The organism is Fibrobacter sp. UWB5 (assembly GCF_002210295.1).
Taxonomy (GTDB): Bacteria; Fibrobacterota; Fibrobacteria; order Fibrobacterales; family Fibrobacteraceae; genus Fibrobacter.
Genome location: NZ_MWQH01000003.1, coordinates 265884 through 290908, shown reverse-complemented (window position 1 = coordinate 290908; position 25025 = coordinate 265884). Strand labels below are relative to the sequence as shown.

Annotated in this window: 21 protein-coding genes; 5 read left to right on the top strand and 16 right to left on the bottom strand. The window is 50.5% G+C overall.

Annotated features, from left to right (window positions below; translation table 11 throughout):
* Nucleotides 1-199: 199 nt before the first annotated feature.
* The 5 genes from B7989_RS07360 to B7989_RS07340 all read right to left on the bottom strand — a co-directional run bounded on the left by B7989_RS07360 (nucleotide 200) and on the right by B7989_RS07340 (nucleotide 7801).
* Nucleotides 200-2812 carry a DEAD/DEAH box helicase gene (locus B7989_RS07360; protein WP_088627888.1) on the bottom strand — a complete coding sequence of 871 codons (2613 nt, stop codon included), beginning with the start codon at nucleotides 2810-2812 and terminating at the stop codon, nucleotides 200-202.
* Nucleotides 2812-4377, bottom strand: a complete 1566-nt coding sequence (locus B7989_RS07355) for a site-specific DNA-methyltransferase (RefSeq protein WP_088627887.1) — start codon at nucleotides 4375-4377, stop codon at nucleotides 2812-2814. Before B7989_RS07355 ends, B7989_RS07360 begins: the two co-directional genes overlap by 1 nt.
* Before the next feature lie 423 nt (nucleotides 4378-4800).
* The gene (locus B7989_RS07350; protein ID WP_088627886.1) at nucleotides 4801-6069 is read right to left on the bottom strand and encodes a toxin-antitoxin system YwqK family antitoxin; all 1269 of its coding nucleotides are present in this window, start codon (nucleotides 6067-6069) and stop codon (nucleotides 4801-4803) included.
* Between the two features lie 359 nt (nucleotides 6070-6428).
* Nucleotides 6429-7376 carry an AAA family ATPase gene (locus tag B7989_RS07345; protein ID WP_088627885.1) on the bottom strand — a complete coding sequence of 316 codons (948 nt, stop codon included), beginning with the start codon at nucleotides 7374-7376 and terminating at the stop codon, nucleotides 6429-6431.
* 62 nt (nucleotides 7377-7438) lie between these two features.
* On the bottom strand, nucleotides 7439-7801 hold the full coding sequence (locus B7989_RS07340) for a hypothetical protein (RefSeq protein ID WP_088627884.1): 363 nt from the start codon (nucleotides 7799-7801) through the stop codon (nucleotides 7439-7441).
* 64 nt (nucleotides 7802-7865) lie between these two features.
* On the opposite strand from B7989_RS07340, the gene B7989_RS07335 reads away from it, so the two are divergent.
* Both B7989_RS07335 and B7989_RS07330 read left to right on the top strand, forming a co-directional pair.
* Entirely contained in the window at nucleotides 7866-8081 is a 216-nt protein-coding gene (locus tag B7989_RS07335) for a DUF3791 domain-containing protein (protein WP_072801212.1), read from the top strand.
* Nucleotides 8082-8135: 54 nt separating this feature from the next.
* Nucleotides 8136-8366, top strand: a complete 231-nt coding sequence (locus B7989_RS07330) for a hypothetical protein (RefSeq protein ID WP_073161622.1) — start codon at nucleotides 8136-8138, stop codon at nucleotides 8364-8366.
* 14 nt (nucleotides 8367-8380) lie between these two features.
* Here B7989_RS07330 and B7989_RS07325 read toward each other — a convergent pair whose 3' ends face one another.
* From B7989_RS07325 to B7989_RS07280, 10 genes are all read right to left on the bottom strand, one after another.
* Nucleotides 8381-9571, bottom strand: coding sequence for an IS3 family transposase (locus tag B7989_RS07325; RefSeq protein WP_088627883.1), 1191 nt, complete (start codon nucleotides 9569-9571; stop codon nucleotides 8381-8383).
* Between the two features lie 186 nt (nucleotides 9572-9757).
* A complete protein-coding gene (locus B7989_RS07320; protein ID WP_072799628.1) occupies nucleotides 9758-10213 on the bottom strand; it encodes a V-type ATP synthase subunit K in 456 nt (151 codons plus the stop codon).
* Between the two features lie 18 nt (nucleotides 10214-10231).
* Nucleotides 10232-10687: a V-type ATP synthase subunit K gene (locus B7989_RS07315; RefSeq protein ID WP_088627882.1), complete on the bottom strand. Its 456-nt coding sequence runs from the start codon at nucleotides 10685-10687 to the stop codon at nucleotides 10232-10234.
* A 39-nt stretch (nucleotides 10688-10726) separates the two neighbouring features.
* Nucleotides 10727-12655 carry a V-type ATP synthase subunit I gene (locus B7989_RS07310; protein WP_088627881.1) on the bottom strand — a complete coding sequence of 643 codons (1929 nt, stop codon included), beginning with the start codon at nucleotides 12653-12655 and terminating at the stop codon, nucleotides 10727-10729.
* Nucleotides 12652-13284, bottom strand: a complete 633-nt coding sequence (locus B7989_RS07305) for a V-type ATP synthase subunit D (RefSeq protein WP_088627880.1) — start codon at nucleotides 13282-13284, stop codon at nucleotides 12652-12654. Before B7989_RS07305 ends, B7989_RS07310 begins: the two co-directional genes overlap by 4 nt.
* Before the next feature lies 1 nt (nucleotide 13285).
* Nucleotides 13286-14587, bottom strand: a complete 1302-nt coding sequence (locus tag B7989_RS07300) for a V-type ATP synthase subunit B (protein ID WP_072799621.1) — start codon at nucleotides 14585-14587, stop codon at nucleotides 13286-13288.
* Nucleotides 14580-16337 (bottom strand): V-type ATP synthase subunit A, encoded by a 1758-nt coding sequence (locus tag B7989_RS07295; RefSeq protein WP_088627879.1) that lies wholly within the window; start codon nucleotides 16335-16337, stop codon nucleotides 14580-14582. Before B7989_RS07295 ends, B7989_RS07300 begins: the two co-directional genes overlap by 8 nt.
* Before the next feature lie 17 nt (nucleotides 16338-16354).
* Nucleotides 16355-16912 (bottom strand): DUF2764 family protein, encoded by a 558-nt coding sequence (locus tag B7989_RS07290; RefSeq protein WP_088627878.1) that lies wholly within the window; start codon nucleotides 16910-16912, stop codon nucleotides 16355-16357.
* A gap of 12 nt (nucleotides 16913-16924) precedes the next feature.
* Nucleotides 16925-17527, bottom strand: coding sequence for an ATPase (locus tag B7989_RS07285; protein WP_088627877.1), 603 nt, complete (start codon nucleotides 17525-17527; stop codon nucleotides 16925-16927).
* A 272-nt stretch (nucleotides 17528-17799) separates the two neighbouring features.
* Nucleotides 17800-19095, bottom strand: a complete 1296-nt coding sequence (locus B7989_RS07280) for a folylpolyglutamate synthase/dihydrofolate synthase family protein (RefSeq protein ID WP_088627876.1) — start codon at nucleotides 19093-19095, stop codon at nucleotides 17800-17802.
* A gap of 115 nt (nucleotides 19096-19210) precedes the next feature.
* On the opposite strand from B7989_RS07280, the gene B7989_RS07275 reads away from it, so the two are divergent.
* The 3 genes from B7989_RS07275 (at nucleotide 19211) to B7989_RS07265 (ending at nucleotide 24827) form a co-directional block, all read left to right on the top strand.
* Nucleotides 19211-19936, top strand: a complete 726-nt coding sequence (locus B7989_RS07275; protein WP_088627875.1) for an endonuclease — start codon at nucleotides 19211-19213, stop codon at nucleotides 19934-19936.
* Nucleotides 19937-20032: 96 nt separating this feature from the next.
* Nucleotides 20033-23107 (top strand): glycosyl hydrolase family 28-related protein, encoded by a 3075-nt coding sequence (locus B7989_RS07270; RefSeq protein WP_088627874.1) that lies wholly within the window; start codon nucleotides 20033-20035, stop codon nucleotides 23105-23107.
* Nucleotides 23108-23117: 10 nt separating this feature from the next.
* Nucleotides 23118-24827, top strand: coding sequence for a hypothetical protein (locus tag B7989_RS07265; RefSeq protein WP_088627873.1), 1710 nt, complete (start codon nucleotides 23118-23120; stop codon nucleotides 24825-24827).
* On the opposite strand, the gene B7989_RS07260 is transcribed toward B7989_RS07265, so the two are convergent.
* Nucleotides 24824-25024, bottom strand: a complete 201-nt coding sequence (locus B7989_RS07260) for a type II toxin-antitoxin system Phd/YefM family antitoxin (protein WP_073322267.1) — start codon at nucleotides 25022-25024, stop codon at nucleotides 24824-24826. The two genes, B7989_RS07265 and B7989_RS07260, sit on opposite strands and share 4 nt — an antisense overlap.
* Nucleotide 25025: the final 1 nt, after the last annotated feature.

Here is a 25025-nt window from a genome sequence, read left to right as displayed (position 1 = left end):
ACCGGTAATGAATATGGTCGTTCATGAACCCACTATTAAAAAACCTACAAATCCACCCCAAATGCCCGTTTCCGACGACAAAAATTAAGGACAAAGTGTAATTGAGTACAAACTAACTAAAAACTTTGTCTGGGTTGCATTATTTTTTGTAAAAGTTGTGTCACGGCGATGTGTAGATTCTACATGCGCACGTAATTTTTTACCAGTTCCTCATCTGGCTCAAGAATTCTTCCTTGGTGTATGCGCCCTCTTCGCTCCGGTCCTTATACACTAGGCAATAGCGATATTCGTTTCCGGCTTTTGACGCCCAAAGGTTCCCGAGTTCAATTTTCCTCGCAGCATCCAAATGGTCGCCCTTGGTTTCCAGCAGGACGATTTTACCTTTTTTCGTCTTGATGATGAAATCGGGATAGTGGTTAATGAACCCGTTGATGCAGAAATCCGAGCGTTCCTTGTTGCGGGTCCAGAATTCCACATTTTCCAAATTGGCGATATCGTTCACGACTTCGGCTTCGAATTCATTAAAACCTTCTTCCGGTTCGTATAGGCTCTTGGCAATGCTCTTGCCTTTCGCAGAATATGGCTTCTGCTTTTTGAACATATAGGAGGGCTTCAAGATAATCTTGTCCGAATCTAGTTCACGGCGGAACTCGTCACGCACATAGGTGTCGGCGTGATTTTGGATGGCTGCCTTGATTTTTGCGGCGTATGGGGCGGAGTTATTCAGCATGTGGTTGAAAGCGGCATCATCGAACGATTCCAAGACGCGCTCAATGTATATCTTGATTTCCTGGTCGGGAATGGGGTACATTTTTCCGACAAGCCCCACTAACAATTCGGCGCATTTTTTGCGTTTGCTTTCGACATCCTTGATACTTAAAATCCATTGTGCGAGGCTTGTTTGAACATCCTTCCCTACTTTGCAGAATGTCGGAGTATTGTCCTTGGAACTTTCATCCAAATCGACCTTGTATATTTCCGCATCGACGTTGTCGAAGTTGATGGATGTATCGCAGGTGCGCAGCGGGAATTTTTTCAGGAGCATGTCCTTTTCAAATTCCATTTCGCGGAGACCGAACAAGTCGTTTTCAATGCCATCCATGTTCATGAAGAATTTAGGCAGGCAAATTCCGCTTGCGCTTTCGATGAAGTTGTCCTTGATGTGGGCGTTTTTCACTTGCTTCTCCAGATCTGCAGGTGTAGGGGCAACTCCAGAAGATTTGCTCTCCCGGATTTGCATTTCCATCGTTTCGTTTTCTTGTCTTGCCAAGCGTTCTATGTCTTGCACGGCAGGGCTTGCAGGACAAACACTTGCCCCAGGATTCCAGCTTGTTGCTGTCGGCATGATTCCACCAAAACTACTTCCCGAAGGCTCTTGCGTTTCCGGTGAAATCGACGACAACAAATCGACTGGCGACGGTGCGACAGGGACCTCACTAGGCAAATCGTTGACCACCTGCGTATCCGCAATTCTGTAGTCCTTGCCGCTGAAGCCTGCGCGGTTCAAACCTTCCACCACATTCTGCACGGTATCCAAGAACTTGTTCGATGCCGTAAGCACATAACTCATGTTCAACATCGGGTTCGGATTTTTGCGGGTATAAGGTAGGCGCAGCACCCTTCCGAGAATCTGTTCCACATCCACAGCGGAGTTCTTGTCGGCAAGCGAAGCAAGAATGTACGCATAAGGACAATCCCAGCCTTCTTTCAGAGCGTTCACCGTAATGATGTAACGGACTTCGCAATCCGGCGACATCAAATCCAAACCAGCCAACTCGTTTTTATCGGCGGTTTTTATCTTGATTTCGCTTTCCTTGATTCCCTTTTCGATTAGCATCGCCTTGATTTTATCGAAGGTGGCGTTGTCTTCTTTTGTCTTGGGCTCCGCCTGGAATAGGATGATGGGGCGAATGGGCGCCCCTCCCTGATTTTGAGCGTCAAAAGCGGCTCGTTCCAAGCGGGCGCGAAGTTCCAGAGCCGAATTTACGACTTCATCCTTGCTCTGGTGGTTATAGACAATCACGGGCAACTTGACCATGCTTTCTTTTTTGAGTTCAAAAGCACTGGTGAAACTCACTATATTGCTGTTCTTTCGTGGAGTCGCCGTCAAGTCCAGAATAAAGCTTGGATTTAGCTGTTTAAGCATATCAACGCTCAACTCACTTTCCGCGTTATGGCTTTCATCTACAACGATTACGGGATTAAGTTGCTTGAAAACCGACATCAAGGATACTTCTTCATCAGCAGATTCCGCAAAAGACAACAAGTTGCCGTTTTCCTTGTAGGCATTGCGATTGTCTTTGTTGCGACTCCGCAGGCTATCGAAACTGAGAATGCAAAGGGACAAGTTTTCCTTTACGGACGAAGCGTTGAATCCCGCACCCTGTAAAAGAGCGGTCTTGTCATAGACTTCCACACGATTCCCGAAATCCGCATTCAACTGTTCGCGATATGGATGTTCCGGGTTCGAAAAATTGCGAATGGTCTGTTCAAGGATGGAATTTGACGGAACAAGCCACACGACAGTCTTTGCATGGTCTTGCGGGAAAATTGAAAAAATCGCTCTCAACGCATTGGCGGCAATGAATGTTTTTCCACCAGCAGTCGGTACCTTCAGACACACATGAGGAACACCTGCAACATTGTTCTTGTAGGGTTCCACGATTTCGCCGGGAAACGGAGTGAGCGGAGTCCGTGGATGCAACCGCCAGAATTCATTGAAACTCTCCGAAATGTTCTTTGTCTTTTGGAGAATTTCCAAATAGCGGGTCAAATCTTCGATGATGTCTTTCTGGTATTGCTTGAGAATCATTAGAACCTCCGGATATCACGCGGGATTTTCTTGAAGGTGATGTCGTGGTCAAACAGGAATTTTTGCGGCATGATGCAGTTGTCCGCATAGATGACATAGCGGTCGGCCTTCTCCGAAATTGACGCAAGAAAAGTTGCATCAAGCGTCGTTGTTTCGTCCTTGTTGTAAAGGAAATAGTAGGCGACGCCTTCGAAGTTCCCTAGATGAGCCGGATGCCCATTGTTGCTTTGCGGCAAAGCATGGTTTGTTTCGGTGTAATAGAGGTATTCGCGAATGGTCCGCTCCGGGACATCTTCGTTGATAAAACCATCCTTCAAAAGTTCTGGACCCAGTTCGTAGTAGGCGAATGAACCGCCGGTGCCTTCAACGGCATTCTTGCCTTCGCCGTAACCACCAATTACGCGGCGGACGCGTTCAGCAGTGATGGTTTCTGCGTAATCTTCCATTTCGACAAGGATGAACTTGCGGTTGCCACCATCTTGTTTGTTCAAGTTCAGCACAGCATGGGCCGTGGTGCCGGAACCCGCGAAGGAATCGAGGACGATGGAGGATTTGTCGGAGTACAATTCAAAACATCTTTTTAACAAATCTACTGATTTTGGGTAATCAAAAACCGCTTTACCATCAAATATTTCTTTTAGTTTTTTTGTCGCTTCCTGAGAATGTCCAACCTCTGTATACTTCCAAATAGTCATTGGGGTTATTCCCTGCTTTACTTCTGAAAGAAACTTTTTCACGGCAGGAACACTATTTCCATCAGGTCCAAACCATATACGATTATCGGCTACCATTTCTGCAAATCTTTCTTTTGTATAAAGCCAACATCTCCCTTTTGATGGTAAAACTTTTCTTTTTGATGGCAACTCAATTTCATACACTTTTTCTTCTACTACAGGGCCGACAGAACAATCCGATGCTTTCCAAGCACCTCTTGGATCATTGTCTGGATTTGAGTATCTACTATTGGCATCTTCAGACCTTGGCAATCCGTTACAAACAAGATTCTCTACTTTTTTTGCATAACACAAAATGTAATCATGACTTTCAGAAAAATGTTTTTTCAGATTAACTGGTGCATATGCTCTTTCCCATATCACCTGAGCTACAAAATTCCCAACCCCAAATATCTCGTCACAAACCAACTTCAGATTCGCCTGTTCGTTATCATCGATGCTTATAAAAATCGCCCCGTCATTGCTCAACAATTTCTGCAACAACTTAAGGCGCGGGTACATCATGCAAAGCCACTTGTCGTGACGGGTCAAGTCCTCGGATTCCTTCCCTACCACTTGCCCCAGCCACTTCTTGATTTTCGGGCTGTTCACATTGTCGTTATAGACCCAGTTCTCGTTGCCCGTGTTATACGGCGGATCAATGTAGATGCATTTGACGCGACCTTCGTATTCAGGGAGCAGAGATTTGAGTGCTTCCAAGTTGTCGCCGTGGATAATCTTGTTGCCCGGCTCGCCATCGCCAAAATCGTATTTCTTTTCCAGAACCCGATAAGGGACATCCAGGTGGTGATTCAAAACGGCGTCTTTGCCAATCCAGGTCAGCGAGGGCATGGGGGCCTCATGTACAAAAAGGTTAAAGGTTCAGTTCTAACCCTTATCCTTTTGCAAGTGGATTCTTTCGCGCCTCGCGCTCCTGAATAATGGGAGCATGTAAAAAAGGCGTGGAGTCATCCGACTTGCATCACTGAGGCTCCGCTAAAAGCCCTGCATACTACAAGCACGAACGACCCACGCCCCATAGGGACGTGAGTGTTCGCCTTATTCTCGTATGCATTTGAAATTTAGCGGATTTCAGTGATGAGAATAAGAGCAACAACTCTAAAAACTGGTAGCCCGTTACCCGACCGGCACACAACCGCCGATGCAGCTAAAAAGCCATGTCGTGAATATAGATAATTGCCGGGCTTTGAAAGTCCGGCAACAGCTGATTACGGATGTTTTTTCTCAAATTCTCTGGCGGTTGCCCTTGGATTTTCAGCGGTTCGCACTAGAACAAGGCCTTAGCAGCCTCTTTAAGGCCACTGCCAATCTTCGCTCTTCCTCTCCTCCAGAGGCAAGGCCAAGACGCAACGAAAATTCCCTTGCGACATAGTCAGCATAGCGCTCGTTAGAAATTTCACTAAAATTGCAGCGTTCCAGTTCTTCACGAGGTGCATCCAGCGAATTTAGGGAATCCGGTTTCGCCAAATAATAGGCTTGCCTGAATAAGTTTCTATAAGATTCTCTAACCGTTTCTTGGCCTGTTTGCGAAAAACGTGACAGCCATCTTTCTGCCAGCCTGTCGAAGGTCCTTTCAAGAAAATCTTCTAAGGATTTACAGGCTTTCCCTTCAAAACAATAAAGTATTCTTTTTTCAGGAATCAAAAATTCGCTAAGCCCGTTTCTTAGACCACGATATATAGCCCAATGTTCTACAAGATTTCCAACCACATCGTAAAGAAAGGCATGGCCATTTTTACATTCGCACATTCCATCATAGTTCCCATACTCATCATATATTTCATACTCTCCATCTATGGGCATGCCGCGCCTGTAATTCAACCTAAATGCAACAGTTCCATTTTCATGATACTCTATCTGCACTCCATCAGGCATTCCCCTATCCATTTCCATTTCGCGGTGAATATTGCCGTTTTCATAATAATTGACAGCCTTCGAACCACAGTATTCATCATCGACAAACAATGAGAGATATTGGTCTAGGTTATTTCGACCATATATTTTTGTAAAGCCATCTCGCTTACCCTTGTTATACCTTTCTTCTGCATACAATTTCCCCTCTCGATAAACATGCCGAATACCGTCAACCTTATGGTCATAGATAGGAACGTCTTCTACAATCAAGCCTTTCTTGTCATATCTGCGTACAATTCCGTTTACTATACCAAGATGAAACGGAGCTTCAAATGCTAAAAAACCCTCCCTAGCATACATTTTCACAAGCCCTTCGATGTATCCATTTTTTATGGGAAGCTTTCTATACACGGAGCCATCGTCATAATAATCCGTTTGCACGCCCGATGGTTCGCCATGTTCGTAAAAGAGTTCGCTCTTGACATTCCCGTTAGCATAAAAAGAGGCACTCCGGCCTTCACGCACGTCGTCTTTGTAATTCTGTTCGGCAACAAGAATTCCGTTTTCATCATACTGCCGGCAAGGGCCATTTTTCTTGCCGCCGGAATATCTTGTTTCTTCCTTCAATTTCCCGGATTCGTAATAAGCTCTCTTTATTTCGTCAAGCATAATCTAATTATAAAAAAATATGCAGTATATCCCGTTCCAACATGTGAGTTTTGCCAGTACATGCCCAATTACCCTTTCTCAGATAATCTTCGGAGAGACATACATTTGCAGATTAGCCCAGTGTCCTACCTTAGCGTTGGTGTCGTGACTAATCGCATATAAAAAAGAATTCAGCCTCTTGGGCGCATATCCAAGACTTCTGGGTTTCCTCTAGTGAGAGTTAAGAGGGTCCCTTGCGGTGCGACTTCTTTCCAGCATCCTATATACTCTCTTTAATGGTGTGGAGCCCAGCCGAATTCACTTAAATTTTAGCAAAAAAAATTAAATCTTGCAAGTGAGTAACGGGCTATCATCCAACATTACGTATTTTTTTCATCCTCTCGTAACTCAAGCATTCCGTCAAGCGGGAAATCAAAATGCACCTTTGCCCAATCGGTCACCATCGGTGATTTTGTCGCTACAAACAGCTGCACATTTTCAAGGGAACCACGCAAGGCAGAAATTGCAGCAAAGATTGATTCAAGAATAGATCCCTGCCAATCAGGGTGCAGGTTCGCTTCAACATCGTCCATCAAGAATGTCATTCTCGAATCATACGACATTCCCGCCACATTACATGCACGACAATGTTCAGAGTATACCCAAGTAAGGCAATAAGCCAAAGTCAAAATGCGGCGGATTCCCGAAGAAGTATGGAGTACAGGAACATTTCCGTAAGGCAACGCCACTGTCGGAATATCTCGAACATCATCAAGCGATATCCGTGTTGGCAAAGACAATCTTATTTTGAAATTTGATGGAGAAAGAACCTCAAGAATCTTTTCGAACATGGCAAGTTCTTCACTTCTGCGATTCTGCCATTTGAGGACATCTGAAACAAGACCCTCGCATACAAACTTGCCGGATTTTTCCCGTCCATTCCAAATTTCATGCAAAGAAAGGGCTAGTGAATTTCCCTGTACAGAATCCGCAACGCAGAGGCTGCCATCCGCCCTTGCATAAAAGACTAATCCTGTATTGTCAAATTTGTCCGGCGACCAGGTCCATTCCTGTTCACTACGGTCAAATGAAGCCGAGTAATCCACATGGTCACCAGACGAATCCGACCCAATGCATTCAATTCTGGCTTTTTTGATAGACGTAACGGGCTCGATGGGCCATCGATGCGTCAAGGCAAACCACACGGAATCCAACAAAAAGGACTTACCAGTTCCGTTTGTTCCGCAGAGAATATTCAGACGCGGAGCGAGCTCCATCGACAAATGCCTAAACACACCCAGATTTTCAATTACGATTTTTCTCAACATTTTCCGTCCAGATTAAAAAGCAAAGAATCCCTACAACAGTCCAAATCCTTTGCTATGTGCAATCATCGTTTCAACTTTGGTTCAGCCACATATTTTTCCTTAAAATATCTTTCCCACATCTCTATTATGTCCGGCCCCCATACGCATTTTTCTCCATATCGTCTTTTACATTCGACACGCACCGTAGAGTTCCGATTAATTTTCTCAAAATCGCTGATAAACCGAACCCATAATGGATAATACTCTTCCAACAAAGCGTTTCGTTCAAACAGGTTTTCTGTACGTTGTATAATCTTTGAACGGTAAGCAAGCGCTTCCTTTCGATCAAAATAATCCTTCAAATATTTTTCAAACCCGGTCAGAATATACCTCTTTTTACCATTGAATATACCTTTTTTCGCTATTCCTCGCAAGAGGACCAACATACAAGCCTAGCTCTCCTTGCCTACTATTGCCATAACGCTCGCCGTTATGTATATTATCTACAGAATGGACAAGAAACTGATCAGATATACCGTTGCATGCGTCAACGAGTTCGCCGCAAACAAGAGCCTCACCGAAAAGCAGGCTTTTGATTATCTATGCAATCACGGAGCGATGGATTTCCTTGTTGAATTCTACGATGTGGAGCATACGCTTTCATTTGAAGACGCCATCAACGACCTAACGCTAGTCAGCCAGCAGAACGGAGGGAAGATACAGTGATTCTCTTCCACTCAGAAAAAGCGATTGCGCTGTTGAAAAAGAAGGAGTCGGCCCATGTCTAAGCCCAAAATGCTTGCTGAACTCATAACGGGAGACATCATCTCGTATATGATGGAAGACCAGAAAATCCCGCTCATCGAGGCGATGCGCAGGCTCTACGCGTCTGAAACATTCGCCAAGTTGGTTGACCTGGAAACCGGACTTTACCTTGAAAGTTCTCCCTATGTCTACGACATATTCAAGGCGGAACAGGAAAACGGGAAACTGACTCAACTCGAAGTCTAGCCTAAGCCGGCTCCTTACGCGGCCAGCCTTTTCAACCTATACTCTACCGGGCTCAGGTACCCGAGCGTGCTATGCAACCTCCTGCGGTTATAGAACGCCTCAATATAGTCGAATATGTCCGACTCCACCTCCTCCATGCAGGAATACTTTCTCCTGTAAAGCAGTTCCGTTTTCAGGCAAGCGAAAAAGCTCTCCACGCAAGCATTGTCGTATGGGCAGCCCGGGGCACTCATTGAAGGCACGGCCTTGTTCTCGGCAAGCATTGTCCGGTACCGTCTGCTACTGTATTGCGGCCCACGGTCCGAGTGGAACACTAGCCCCTCATGAACGCCACGCCGTGCAAATGCGCTACCAAGCGCCTCCACAACAATCTCAGATTCAATATTGCGCGACAGCCTATAACCTACAATCTCCTTGTTGCACAGGTCGATGACAACGGCCAGGTAAAGCCAGCCGAAGCTCGTCGCGATGTAGGTAATGTCTCCCGCCCAGACCTTGTTCAACGCATCGGGCAAGAACTCGCGCTGCAAAATATTTTCGCTGTACATGCTGTCGCAGGTTCCCTTGCGGTAGGGCCGCCACCGCCTTCGGGCCACAGGATACAGCCCGTTCTCGTGCATAATGCGACGAATCCTGTACTCGCTGACATCCACCCCCTCGTTTGCAAGGGCGACCTTCATCCTGCGGCAACCGTATGTTCTGCGGTTTTCCTCGAACACACGAATAACCACATCGGCAAGGGCCCTTTCTCGCTCGCGGCGCTCGGCTCGACGGGCCTCCGCACGAATCCACTGGTAATACGAGGCCAGCCTGACACCAAGCGCCTCGCACATCCTTGAAACAGGGAAGCAGTCCCGTTTTTCATGAATGGCCTCGCACTTGAACCGGGTCGTGGAATATAGATGAACCGGGATGGCCTTGAGAATCTCCGCAGTCTCCCTCGCATGGGCAAGTTGCTTTTCTAGCCGACGGTTGCGGCGAACCAACTCTTTCAGCCGAGCCCGCGTCGATTCCCTTCTCCGGCCCTTCCGCTCGGCCCTATAACAAGGAAGGCCCCGCTTTTCGCAGAGCCTATTCACCCACCTACAGACGGTATTGACACCTATCCCGAAAACTTTCGAGGCGACCGAGGCGGAATATCTTCCATCTAGGACATACTCCGCTACCTGGATGCGCTTTTCCTGAGTGTATCTCACATTTGCCATTGTGAATCTCCCTTTTTTAGGCCACACAATGGAAACGATAATACATTTTTACACTCTTGTAAAAACGCAACAGTTCAGTCTAATCCTAATTGTTTTTCGCAGTCCAATTATAAAAAAAGGGTGCGGGGCATTGCCCCGCTATTCTTGAAAAGGAGATGCCCGCCTGCGCGGGCATGACACTTTGTCCTACGATACCAGCATCATCGAGAACACCATGACGAACAGCGCGACGGTTTCGCCGACGCCGAGCACCATGAGGTAGTTCACGAGGCCCTTGCCGGTTTCGCCGAGGGCGTTGCAGGCGTCAGCCGCCGACTTGCCCACGTACCAGGCAGAGGCCATCATGCCGATGCCACCGAAGATGCCCACACCCAGGTATGCAGCCCAGTTGGCAGGGGCCGCCTGGGACTTGTTCAGGATGTACATCATCAGCAACATGCCGTAGATTGTCTGCGCAATCGGCGCGCCCACGAAGATGAGCAGCGTAAACAGCGCGTTCTTACCCTTGAGATACGCCTTCTTCCAGGCCCCGATGGCCGCCATGCCGGCAGTCCCGCAGCCCAGCGCAGAACCCACCGCGGCAAGGCCCAGGGCCGCCACCGCGCCGAGTTTCGCGAGCGTTAAAAGTTGAGCTTGATCCATACGTGTTACCTCGCTGGATTAGAGCACCATCATGGAGAACACGAGAACGAACAGGGCCACGGTTTCCACGATACCGAGCACCATCAGGTAGTTCACCATGCCCTTGCCGGTTTCACCGAGAGCATCGCAAGCCACAGCTGCAGACTTACCCTGGTACCAGGCAGAAGCCATCATGCCGAGACCGCCGAAGATGCCGGCGCCGAGGCAGCCGCCCCAGTTGGTAAAGCCGTTTTCAGCAGCCTTGCTCAAGATGAAGTTCATGAGCAACATGCCATAAATCGTCTGGGAAATCGGGGCACCCACGAACACCAAGAGCGTGAAGAGGGCGGACTTGCCCTGGGCATAAGCCTTCTTCCACATCGTGATGGCGGACATACCGGCCGTTCCGCAACCAAGGGCAGAGCCCATAGCCGCAATGCCAAGCGCAGCTGCAGCACCCATTTTAGCGAGAGTAACCATTGTATTCGGTTCCATTGTTTTTTCCTCATTAAGTAGCGGGAATTATCCCTTGGTTTAATTTTTCTGCTTGGCGAAGGGGGCGAAGGCGAATCCGCTCCATTCCTGGCCAAGTCCATTTGAAAATTCGAGTGTATTCAGACGTACCGCGTGGACCGCGACGCCCATGACCGCAAGCGCGATGTTCAGGCCATGCACAAAGAGCAGCAGGAAGGCTGCACCGGCGATACCGACAGCAGAGCCAAACAGCGGCGAAAGCATGTCGTTGAACGCTTCGGCAATGGCCGCACCGGACATGCCCACAGCGAACAGACGGATATAGCTGATCACGTCGGTAAAGCTGTTCACCACGTCAAGCACAAGCATCGGGATGCTGATGAAGTCCTGTTTGAGGCGCTTCGGCGGAACGGTAAAGAGCACCAGAAGAACGGCTTCCACGATGAACATCGGGATGACGAACTTCGGCATATCGATACCGAGCACCATCTGGCACGCAAGGAAGAACATCACCCAGCAGCCGATAAGCCAGCCCACCTGCGCCATGAACGTGGAATCCTTGCGCTTGATGCGCACGCAGACGTTCCAGATATGAGCGATACTCAGGTGGACAACAGCGATGCAGAAGCAGAACAGCTGGATATGCTGCATCTGGGAGGCACCCGCCGCCTTCGGCACGAAGCTTTCGGGCAAGATCGTGATCGACTGGGCGAAGGCCTTGTAGGCTTCGAACTTCGCAGGGTCAGTCGGGGCACTAGTGCGGATCCAGAGCATCGCGTTCTTCAGCGGTTCAGGCAACCAGCCGTAGTTGGTGATGTCCAGGTAATACGTCCACCCCGCAAGCGAGGGGCTGAGCCCGAGGAAGCTTGCGTTGATGACACCCCACACGATGGTGGCGATGCTCATGAGGTAGATAAAGTGGAAACCAGCAGGATTTGCCTTCGGCATCTTGGAGCGGGCAAAGAGAGCCAGACCGAGGAACAACAGGCCGTAAGCCGAGTCGCCCACAATCATCGCAAAGAAGATACTGAAGAAGCAAAGGAACACGGCCGACACGTCCACTTCCTTGTACCCCGGCGAAATGCCGATGATGTCGTACAGGAACTGCATGGGACGGCTGAGCTTGCTGTAGGTCAACAGCGTCGGGATATCGTCGTCTTCGGCGGGATCGTCCACCAGGAGGCCCCAGCCGTGTTCGCGGGCGGCCTTCTCGAGTTCGCCGACACGCGGAGCCGGGCAGAAGCCCTGCACGGCAGCGACGTTCTTGTCGCCCACCATCGAGGCTTCGGCTTCGACCATACGGTAGTCGTCACCCACTTCGAGGAGCTTGTCTTCGATAGATTCCCTGACGCCCGAAAGTTCACCCAGGCGTTTTTCGACGCGGGCAAGCGTTTCCTTGGCTTTCGCTTCCATTTCGCGGTATTCGGCAAGCGACTTCTGCGGCATCGTGAGTTCGGTGAAGTTACCCTTCACGGCGACAGGGGCTTCTCCCCTGCTCACGACAGCTACATACTTGCCGTTTTCATCCTGACCGAATTCTTCGATGGAACCTTCGCCCTCGAGTTCGAACGGGATTTTACCGTCATGGAGCTGGTACAGTTTGACATAGATACCCTTCGCCGCGAGTGCTGCTGCCGTTGCGGGGTCCAGGTTCTTGAACATGGAAAGTTTAGTGAGTTCCTCTTCGGCCTGTTCCTTGTCGATTTCCGCCTGTTTGCTTTCGGCAACCAGGTTCTGGATTTCTTCAATAAGGCTAGCAGCCGGAGCGGCATCCTTCACGGGAGTCACACCCTTCGGGGCCTTTTCGGGCACCACTTCCAAGGCCTTCTGCACGCGGTTCATCTCGCCACGGGCCTTGTTCAGTTTAGCGCCTGCTGCCGCCTGCAAAGGCGTGAGGTGCAAAATTTCAAGCGTACGGAGCGCCTGGAGCGTCTCTTCAACTGCACTTGCAACCGTCAGCACCGTCACTTTCTTCATAGGAGTAATCATGCGGCAGCCTCCTTCGCGAGTGCATCCTGGGCAGCGGTACGGGCGGTAGCCTTACCCTTAGCAAGCTTGCTGCGGGCAACGCCGGACGTCTGCTGGTCGCCCAGGAAGATGTTGATAACGCGGATATTTTCCTTCGCCTCGGGAATCTTCACCTTTTCGAACAGGTTCACGCGCTGGCTCGTGGTACGCAGTTCCTTCGAGAGGAGTTCGTACTGCTTTTCGAGCACGCGACGTTCCAGACGCAGCGAAATCAGGCCCTGGAGGCTTCTGATACCGTCGTCCAGCCACACGGGCGTGGTGAAGAAATCCGGAATGGCGATATTAAAGTCTACCCCGTCGTATGTCGGAATCTTCACGCCGGCGATGTTACCTTCGCCCTGGCGCACTTCCTTCACCGACAGGTACTTTGACCATTCGATGGGTTCGGCAAACAGCGAAATCCAGGAAGCCATGCTCTTGCGGAGCTTGTCCTCCTCTTCTCGCTTAGCCATCACCCTCTCCTGGAGCGTGCGCATTTCCATCTGCAGCTGCTGCTTTTTCAACAGCAACGTCGGCAGATAGCGCTGGAAGCGCTTCAATGCGTCGCGTTCCGCCTTGAGGGCGTTTTTAGTTAGCTTGACCTTCGCCATATTACCCCTTCTTGGGCCAATATTCGTTGATCATCTTGGTCGGAATACCCGTTTCTTCGGGTGCGAAACAGTCAGCAAGGATTTCCCAGCCAAGGTCCAAAGCCTTTTCCAGCGGAATGTTGACGGAAAGGTCCATCATTTCGCTTTCGAAACGCTGGCCATACTTCAACAGCTTCTGGTCCCAGTTACTCATGTTGAAGCCCATGGACTGCTTTTCCAAAGTTTCCTTGTAGCTTGCGTACAGCTGGATCATGGTGTTCATGATGGTACGGTGGTCGCTACGGGTCTTGCCGTTCACCTGCTGTTTCAAACGAGACAGAGAACCGAACGGTTCGATACGGCCCTTGCGCAAGTAGAACTGACCTTCGGTAATGTAACCGGTGTTATCCGGAACCGGGTGGGTCACGTCGTCACCCGGCATGGTCGTAACGGCCAGAATGGTGATGGAGCCCGAACCTTCGAAGTCCACAGCCTTTTCGTAACGGCTGGCAAGCTGAGAGTAAAGGTCGCCAGGATAACCACGGTTCGACGGAATCTGTTCCATCGTAATGGCGATTTCCTTCATGGCGTCGGCAAAGTTCGTCATATCGGTGAGGAGCACGAGCACGTTCTTGCCTTCGGTGGCGAACTTTTCTGCCACAGCGAGGGAAGCATCCGGCACGAGCAAGCATTCCACGATCGGGTCGGAGGCGGTGTGCATGAACATCACCGTACGGCTAAGAGCACCGTTCTTTTCGAGGAAGTCCTTCAAGTACAGGTAGTCATCGTGCTTGAGGCCCATGCCGCCGAGGATAATCACGTCCACTTCGGCCTGCAATGCGATACGGGCCAAGAGTTCGTTATACGGTTCACCGGCGATAGAGAAAATCGGGAGCTTCTGCGAAACCACGAGCGTGTTGAACACGTCGATCATCGGGATACCCGTACGCACCATCGTCTTCGGGATGATACGCTTTGCGGGGTTCACGGAAGGGCCGCCAATAGTAATGCGTTCGCCGTCCACTTCGGGGCCGTTATCGCGGGGCTTACCAGCACCGTTAAACACGCGGCCAAGCAAGGCCTCGCTGTACGGAACCTTCATCGGTTCGCCAAGGAAGCGCACTTCAGAGTCGGTCGAAATACCACGGGCACCTGCGAACACCTGCAAGTCCACCATGTCGCCGTCAATACGGATCACACGGGCAAGGGATGTTCCGAACGAGCTTGTCACTTGGGCAAGTTCCTGGTTTGCTACACCTTCGGCACGGAGCGTAATCACGGAACCGGCGATGCGTTCAATACGATGGTATGCCACATTATGCATTAGCGGAAACCTCCTTCACGGAAGCAAAAATACTTTGTTCAAGGTCCTTGAATTCCTGGGAATCGAACTTGACGCGGTTCCAGTCCTTCGTCGATTGAGTGAGCTTGAGGAAGAACGTACGGGCGACGTCCTTTTCGCTGAACTTCATCGGGGTCTTGAGAATGGTGTAAACCTTGTCGAACACGTACTTCTGACGTTCGGCAGAGCAAGCGGCGTCAATTTCGTTATAGGCGTCCTGCTGCAGGTAAACGGCATCGAGGTATTCGGACTTCAGGTAAATCACGAAGTCGTCGATAGAAGTACCTTCTTCGCCCACCACCTTCATCATGTTGTTCACGTCCACGCCGTTTGCGAGGATGTGACGGGCTTCGGCAACCTTCTTGCTGTCGATGATGCCTTCGTACTTGGACCAGGAATCCAGCGGGTGGATTGCCGGGAAGCGGCGCTGGTCGGAACGTTCACGGCTAAGGCCGAGGAATGCGCCCACCACCTTCAAGGTAGCCTGGGTCACCGGTTCTTCGAAGTTACCACCTGCAGGCGACACGGAACCGCAAATCGTCACGGAACCGGTAGAGCCGTCCTTCAGGCGAACCACGCCACCGCGTTCATAGAAGGCGGCGATCACGGATTCGAGGTAAGCCGGGAAGGCTTCTTCGCCCGGAATTTCTTCCAGACGGCCGCTCATTTCACGCAGAGCCTGAGCCCAACGGGAAGTCGAGTCAGCCAAGAGGAGCACGTTCAGGCCCATCTGGCGGTAGTATTCGGCGAGAGTCACGCCCGTATACACGGAAGCTTCACGAGCAGCCACCGGCATCGAAGACGTGTTACAAATAATCAGCGTACGTTCCATGAGGGACTTGCCGGTACGCGGGTCAATCAGTTCAGGGAATTCGCGGAGGGTTTCCACCACTTCACCTGCACGTTCACCGCAAGCGGCCAAGATCACGATATCCACGTCGGCGTAGCGGCTCATGAGCTGCTGGAGCACGGTCTTACCGGCACCGAAGGGGCCCGGCGTACAGAACGTACCGCCCTGCATCACGGGGAAGAACGTATCGATAATGCGCTGCTGCATGGTCAAAGGCTTGCTCGGGCGCAGGCGTTCTTCATAGGCCTTGATCGGCATCTTCACCGGCCAGGTCTGCACCATGGTCACGTCCTGGGTTTCGCCCTTGTCGTTCTTGAGCTTGGCGACCACATCTTCAACGACATGTTCGCCAGCGGCAGCGACCGATTCCACAGTCCACTTGCCCAGCAGGCGGAACGGCACCATGATGCGGTGCGTGAACACGCCTTCGGGCACGGTGCCGAGCGTATCGCCGGCGACCACCACATCGCCCACCTTCGCGACCGGGGTAAACGCCCACTTCTTGTCGCGCGGGAGCGCCTTCAAGTACTTACCGCGCTGCAAAAAGAAGCCGCATTCTTCGGCAAGCTTCGGGAGCGGGTTCTGCAGACCGTCAAAGACCTGGGTCAAGAGGCCGGGGCCAAGTTCTACGGACAAAAGTTCGCCGGTGAATTCCACCTCGTCACCCGTCTTGAGCCCCGTGGTGTCTTCGAACACCTGGAGTTCGGCGTAGTCGCCGCGGATACGGATGACTTCGCTCTTGAGGGGGATAACTTCGGACTTGCCGTCCTTGTTTTTCTGAGTAAGCTTGGCATACGCCACTTCGTTCTGGGACACGGCGCTTTCGAACTTGACGCGAATCAGGTTACCGTTGACGCCGATGATTTTTCCGATACTAGCCATTGAAAATGGACCTCCGGTCATTCCTGTGCCGCCGCAGAGGCGTATGCAGGATCGTTTGCATTAATAACATTCAACACGGCAGCGTCGCCCGCTTGTTCGGAGAGGCGCGCCCAACGTTCACAAATCTTCAGTTTGATCGCATAAGCGTAAACATGCTTGACGGTACCCTCGCCCACTCCTGCGAGCGAGTCCACAAGCCAGAAACGTGCCTTGTCGATATCCTGCTCTTTTTCCATAGGATTCGACTTGGCAAACGCATCTTGAATCATCTTGGCAAAGGCGACATCGTAACCCGGAAAGGACTTTTCCGTAAAACGGATATCGGGCCCCCATGCGCTTGCACGGAGCCTGCCCGAAACGTTCTTCATCTGGATTTCGTGGGCCTTGTAGGCGCGCACGAACTCGTCGTCGCACTCTTCGCATTCACCGTCATCCAAAAGCGCGTCCAGAGCCGCAAGTTCCGGCTCGGACAGCACGCCGATGCAGCGGTGGCGAAAATCTTCCATACTGAGCGGGGCTGGATCGCCGAACTCAATCATCGGAAGAGATGCCATCAAGTAAGAAGGACTGCTCATCAAGTACCCGCGTTACTTCGCCTGTGCGGCAGCGTTTACCACTCTGGCAAGTTGCGGACGGAGCAGGGCCGAAAGAGCGTCGGCCATTGCAGCTTCTGTAAATTCGTGGGTGACCTTGCCGCCATCGAGCTTGATGCGGAAACCGAACTTGACACCCTTGTCGCTTTCGACCTTCACGCCGGCGGAAAGCTGCTTCTTGAACTCGCCCATCACGAAGGAGCTGAGCTTACGGGCATCGGCATCGGAGAAATCCACCTCGATGTCGGAGGTATAGGACTTGGCTACCGTGAGGAGCATGCTCTTGACGGTGGATTCGTCCAGGGACTTTTCCACCTCGAGGTTCAACAGGTCCATAATCATCTTTTCGAGATTCTTGCCTACCGAAAGCAAAAGGTCGCGGGCGGACTGTTCAAGGGTGCGTTCGCTGCGTTCCGTGAACGCTTCGGCGTCCTTGTCGGCCTTTTCCAGACGGGCGGACGCTTCGGCCTCGGCAGCCTTCACGATATCGGCCGCCTTTTCCTTGGCCTTGGCAATGATAGCCGCCGCCTCGTTTTCTGCTTTATCGACAGCATCTTTCTGGATGCGTTCCATAAGGTATTGCAAGTCTTCTGCCATATATATCATCTCCAAATAACGTTTCCAAAAGATTCCAATAGCAAAAAACGCACCAAAAGAGTCTTTTGGGAAAATTTCGATAGTAATATACAAGTAATTTTGACAAAAAGTCGAAAAAAACGGCAAATTTTTTGAAATAATGGATAAAATCCACGTTTTTGGCGATAAAAACGCAAAATTTGCGAAAACTAAAGTTTACAAGAAAAACTTTTGGATTTACAGGATTTGCTTTGGAGCCAAAACAGTTTACAGAATTTGTTTTCTACGCAAATTTAGCGGTGCTCGTTAGTCGAGGGTTCAAGGCCACGGAAAAAAGCCAAACCATCAAAATCGTCCTTGAGAACCTGCACCGTTTCGCCAATCATATAGAGGCTGCCGGTCACTAAAACAGGAATATTTTCGTTATCTACAGAGGCAATTTCGGCAACTTGGTCCAAAAAATTTCGGCTGAGTTCGCCTTCGCTAGCCACCTTCAAACCCAAGTTCGAAAGCTCAGAACGCAAATCGTCCAATTCACGGAAACGCGGGTAGGGAGTCTTGGTAATATGCCAGTGGCTTACAAATGGAGACATGAGTTTGAGCATTTCGCCCACATCTTTATCCTTGAGCGCTCCGAATACGCAATGGAACTTGGTACCGGGGTAATATTCCGCCAAGGTTTCAACCAAGCGACGCACCGCATGAGAATTATGCGCCCCATCCAGAATGTAGCGGACAATTCCATTCTTGTCAGCGAGTTGCTGCATGCGCCCCGCCCAAGAGCGGGATTCAAGAGTCTTGAGCGCCAAGGCTTCATCATAAGGACGGCCGGCACCCTTTACAAAGCATTCGGCTGCAGCCAAGGAAAGGCTCGCGTTTTCTATGTAATGGCGACCCAAATTCGGGAGTCTGATGTCCGTCCGAATTTCGGGAACGAGGCATTCAGCACCGAGTTCACTTGCATAAGCACTAGCTTCTGCCAACAATTCTTCGGAAAGGCCTCCGACCACAAAAGTCTTATTGCGGCGACGATCCGCTTCGACAACCGCCATCTTTTCTTTAAGAATGGCGCTTTCAGTGGGGCCCAAGACTTCAGTGTGTTCAAGACCGATACTCGTGAGCACCACGATATTGCCGCACGCCACCGCCGTACTGTCCAGGCGACCGCCCATGCCCGCTTCCATAGAAACCACGTCTACACCCTGCTCGGCGTAATACAGGAACGACACAAGCGTCAAAACTTCAAAGAAAGTCGGTTCCACCTGCACTTGTTCTGCAGCAGCCTTCACCTGGAGAAGCAAGCGGTTCAAATCAGCATCACTAATGGGATTGTCGTTTACACGAATACGTTCGCGAAGGCTTACCAGATGCGGGCTCGTGAAAAGCCCTGTCTTAAAACCATGGGCCTGCAATACGCCTGCGAGGTAATAGCTTGTAGAGCCCTTGCCGTTCGTACCGACGATATGGATTGTCTTGAAAGTGCGTTCAGGATTTCCGAGAGCGTTGCAGAGTTTTCGAGTCGATTCAAGCCCCGGCACCATGCCGAACATGAGCCGAGAATTCAAATAATCCATACCAAGCGATTGCATGCGCCAAATGTAGAAAAGATTTTAGTTGGTAGAACTTAGTAAGTAGAGCTTAGAGAGATGATGATGTTCTAAGTTCTAGTATTCTATATTTCTAACGTTACTACATGGTTTTTATATGAAAAGTTTTGGAATTATACTGCTTCTGGCGGTTTTTATCGCTATTGCCTGGTCACGCGTAGACCCGACTGCCGCCCCGCAACATTACAACTACCGCGACGCGAGCAAGCAACTGAGGCGAGTGTACTACGGTGAACTGCAAGAAACCCTTTACTGCGGTTGCCGATACGACGACAAGAAGAACGTCGACTTTTCGAGTTGCGACTTCAAGCCCCGCGAAAATCCGAAACGCAAAAGCTTTAAGCGCGCCGAGCGTATCGAATGGGAGCACATGGTAACCGCCCACAACATGGGCCAACACCTCCCCTGCTGGCGCGACGGAGGCCGCAAGAACTGCAGCGCCAACGACACCACCTTCAAGATCATGGAAGGTGACATGCACAACCTGTACCCCGCCATTGGCGAAGTCAACGGAGACCGCAACAACTTTATGTACAGCCAGTGGACCAACGATCCCGAACCCATGTACGGCGGTTGCAAGACTATTGTGGATTTCAAGCAAAAGAAAGCACAACCTCGCGAAGAGGCCCGTGGAATCATAGCACGAGCCCACTTTTACATGGAAAAAACCTACGGCGTTAATTTGTCCAAACAAGACCGAAAACTATTCGAAGCCTGGGACAAAATGTACCCCGTTACAGACAAAGAATGCGAACGCGACCGTCGCATTTTCAAGGTTCAAGGGGATCACAACCCCTTCGTGTACGAAAAATGCCCTAAATAGCGAAAAAATGTTGGACAAATTACATATTTAATTGTTCATTTTTCTTTTTTAATTCCCACCTACATTTATTTATATATATTTACAAATGAGGTTAGTATGTACAGGACCCTATTCTTTTTTATTGTCTTTTTTGCAGTTTCTGTGTGCGCCCAGGTGGAATTCCCCATGGCGTCCAAGATTATTAATGTCACAAAAGACCCATACTACGCTAAGGGTGACGGCAAAACCGATGACACCGAAGCTATTCAGAGGGCCTTGAACGACCATCCCGATGGCGACTATATTATTTATTTACCCCACGGAATCTACAAGATTACCGATGGGTTGACTTGGCCTGTTACCAAAAAAGCAGAATCCTCGAGCCGTCGTACTATTTTGCAAGGTCAAAGCATTGGCGGAACCATCCTGCAACTCGCAGACAACACCTACGGTTTTGACAATCCCGAATTCCCGAAAGCAGTCATTTTCACAGGCGAAGGCCCCGGCCCCAAGTACAGAAACGCCGTCCGCGACATGACTATCCGTACCGGTAAAGGAAACCCGGGCGCAATCGGCATCCAGTTTAACGCATCGAACCAAGGTACAATCCACAATGTCAAGATCCATTCCGGCGACTCCCTGGGTGTGTACGGCATTGACCTCGGCTTTACCGAAGGTATTGGTCCGCTTTTAATCAAGAATGTCGAAATCAACGGCTTTAACATCGGTATTTACGCCAAGGGCGAAACGGGAACGGCAACGCTCGAACATGTAACCATGGGCGGCCAGAGAAAATACGGCCTTGAAAACGACAACATGAACCTTGCTGTTCGCGCCCTGAGATTCAAGGGTAGCGTTCCTGCTGTTTACAATCACGGCGATTTCGCCATCATGAGTTTGCTTGACGGTCTGCTTGAATTCGACAACGGCAATAAAAAAGTCAAGCCCACTACAGCCATTTTGAACGAAAGCCACCTGTTTGCTAGATCCATGAAGGTTTCGCGCTACAAGACCATGATCAATTCCAAGAAGAAAGGCTACAACGAGGAAATGATCCAAGGCGAAATCATTGAATTTTCGACACAAGAGACCAAGCAGCTTTGCCACAGCCCCAAGCAGTCCATGCGCTTAGCCGTTGCAGAAACGCCGGCATTCCCGGAACAGAAACCCGACAACTGGATTACAATCGCCGGAGACTACGGTGGAAAATCGAACACGGGTTCTGATGACTCGAAGGCAATTCAAGACGCTATTGATGACGGTGCCGAAACGCTGTACTTCCCGCCGGGAGGCCGCTGGACGATCAACCGCGACATCTACATTCGCAACCGCATTCGCCAGATTATCGGTATCGAAGGCCGCATTGACGGTAAAGGCAAGTTCATTATCGAAGCCGGAGCATTCAACGAGCTCACGATTGAACGTTTCTCGGAATTCGGTAGCGGAATTATTTTGAAGGCAAAGCGCAACCTACTCCTGAAAAACATGATGGTGCGCTCCCTCGAAACTGCCGAAGTCGGCGGGGGCGATGTTTACCTGGAAGACGTGACACTTGGAAGCATCCAGCTGAACTACCAGAAACTGTGGGGACGCCAAGTGGCCTTGATTGGTGACACGAAGGGTCCGAAGATTACCAACAACGGCGGCTCAATTTGGATTCTCGGCCTTACCGCCAAGAAGGGCAACACCATTCTCCAGAACTTCAACAAGGCTCATGCCGAACTCATCGGTGTTGAAATCGTTGCAAGCGACAAGGCAAAAGACCGCCCGATGTTCATTAACGACAACTCCGGACTTTCGGTGACGGGCCTCCGTGAAACGCTTACCCGCGGAAACGCCTACCCCACCATTGTCGAAGAATCCAGAAAGGGATCCAAAATCAAGTCGCTGTACGGGAAAGACCTGAAGCACACTCCCAACGGCGGCGTAATGATTCCGCTGTTTACGGGTTACGCTCCGAAACTTGGCGCAAACGAAAAACCACAGGCGTTCATTCCCGACGAAATGGTGATCGTGCAGCCGAACCTGCTTCGAATGAAGGGTTCCGTGGTCGATGACGGTCGTGGCGACGGTCTTTGCGAAGACCCCGTACGCTGGACGAAGGGACTTGGCCCCGGAAAGGTCGTGTTCTCGGACAGCATGGCTTACGAGACCGACGTTTCATTTACGGCAAGCGGCCGCTACAACATTATCTTTACCGCTGACGACGGATACCAGACGGGCTCTGACACCGGTAAGGTTTACGTGTTCGACTTGCACTACACCACGCTCGACAACACCGGCGACGGATTCCCGAGCGGTAAGGGTGCCGCCACCTGGATTTCGGAATTCGACAACTTCAGCCCGCACAACTCCGACCACGAATTGCATGTTGCAAACGTGACGACCGGAAACGCTGGAAAGATCTATCTGCGATTCGACTTGTCTTCATTGCCGGGTCCGTTGTTTGATGCAGCACTCAAGCTGGAATTCAACAAGGATTCTATCAAGAAACCCGTACAGCTGAACATCTTTGGCCTTAAGGAAACAGGCAAAGACATGAACTTTGGCGACCAGAAGTTGGGCGTTGACTGGGTCGATTACGAACTCACTTGGGAAAACGCACCGGCAAACCTCCCGCAGCAAAAGGGCGGTCAGTTCAACATCCGTAAGAACTCGGGTGGCGGCGTGGACACCAAGTACGCAGATTTCTTGGGCATTATCACCATTAACCCGAAGGCTCCTCTCGGCGCATTCCTGCGCACGCCGACCTTCACCGAATTCTTTAAGCGCAAGCATCCTTCTCAGCTTTACACTCTGATTTTGACCGCTGTAGAACCGGGCGAAACCGTTTTGGCAAGTTCAGCCGCAGGCAAGGAATTCGCGCCTTCGCTCTATGTCGGCTACTTTGACAACTCGCGCTCTGTAGGCGGCGAAGCCATGGACGGCGGTTACACGCTTACCAAGGTGAACATCGACATTTACAGCCTGGAATGTGACTTCGACTTGACCGTCGGTTACCCGCAATTCGTGCAAATCGAAATCGTGAACGAATTCGGAAAGCGCATGCTTACGGTTGCCGCCCGCGATCTCGCCGGCGAAAAGAAGACTCACTTCAAGTTTAAGGCCATGGCCTTCCCCACCGGCAAATACGTTCTTCGCGTGATTGGTGAAGCATTCACTGCCGAGCAGCAATTCTATATCCTGAACTAGGAGACACCAGATGCAGTTCAAGAAACTTTTAAGCCTTAGTGCAGCATTATTCATGACCGTCGCCTTTACCGCATGCGGCGACGACTCCAGTTCTTCAGCCTCGGACGAAGAGTCCAGTTCCTCGGTTCCCTCGTTCAAGTCGAGCAGTTCCCTGAGTACTCGCGCAGACATTGACTACAAGGATACCGTCAAGCTCGGTGATACTCTCCGACTTTATGTAGATCTGTTCAAGGGTGATTCCTCCAAGATGGACGAAAGCGAAATCTATCTTGACAGCACGGCAACAACGTTGCCGATGTACTTGGGCGAATTTCCGAAGGGCAGCCGCATCAATGTTTTCGCAAGCACCTCTAACATTGAGAGCGAACAGATTCGCATCAAGAGCGAATATGGTGATTACCTGCAAGCAATCAAGGCTGCCCCCAAAACGGCAGCACGCAAGGACTCCGTTTACAGGAATTCCCTGATTCCTAGCTACGGTGCAGACTCCACCGCCACCTTCAGAGATTCCAACACCTTCGTTACCTTTAACGACAACCACTACTTCCTGGAAGTTGAAGGCGAATTCAGCGACGAATCCAGCATGAAGCTCAAGGTTCTCGTTGACACGTCTTACTACAAGTATACCGGCGAAGACGAAAAGATTTCCATGAAGATGAACGACACCTTGCGCGGTATTCTTTTGATTGACAACGCGCCCAAGGAAGTGTCTATCGCATTCTCCGCCAACGAAGGCTACAGCGTAAACCTGACGACCGTTGGCGAAAACATTATCCTGTACAAGCTTACCGATGGCGACAAGGAGCTTGGCTCTTCAAAGACAAACCTGGACACCATGCTCGTACCGAACGATTCCGTAAACTGGTCCATCAAGATCAAGCCTGAATCTTTCTCTAGCATTTGGACAGGCCCGTACGCCTTCTTTGAAACCATTACCAAGGCCCGCGAACTTGAACAGGGCGAATACTTCTCGAACCCGGATTCGATCAAGTACCCCGGCGAAGCTTACGAACGCACTCGCCCCAAGGACGACATTGGAACCTACAAGTACAACTTGCGTCAAGAACAGTTCGTGTGGATCGGCGACTACAAGAAGGGAGATTCCGTCATCGTCAAGCACTGGATCCAGAACTACAATGACGAAAATTTCCAGAACGTGTCTATTGAAGTTCTCAACAAGAAAAAGAAATCGCAGGCAACAATCAGTAGCGTATACGGCGGCAGCTTCAAGGTTAGCGAAGACGGTCCCTATTACCTGCATTATCTCCGTTTGAATTCCGACCCGCTTGACCAGGGCATTCCCGACAGTCTGCGCTACGTGTTGCAGCTCTACACCATGGTCCAGCAGCCCGGTCTCTTGAAAGAAATGAAATTCTACGATTCCGAAAAAGACGCTCCGCTAAAAGAAAAAGTTCTTGCTGTAGGCGACACGATGCGCTTTGAAGACTTTGACTTTACGATGACTCCCCATTCCAAGACATCCTGGAAGATTATCGGGTCTGACATCGCTTGGTTCGTGCCTTGCAAAACGCTTGACTACCTGAACAACAGCAGTAACTACAAGTCTGGAACATGTGACGAGGAACAGGAAATTTCGTCGAATTACCTGATTGCACTTGAAGGCGGAATTGGAGAAAAGGCGGAATTGATTGCCCAGAGCGTTGCCGACCCATCCATGCGCGACACGCTTACCATTACGATTATTGCTAAAGCGGACTAATCTTCCCAGATTTGGTTCGGAAGCTTACCGATATCGCGAAAGTCTAAAAGCCCTGCCGTCGGAGCGTCAACACTCACAAGACGAGCCAAGGGCTTACCGGCGCGTTCAATGACAATCTCTTCGTCCTTGAGCGAAACCTGGTTCAACATCGAGCCAAAATTCTGGCGGACTTCCATGGCTGAAACAACTTTAGACATG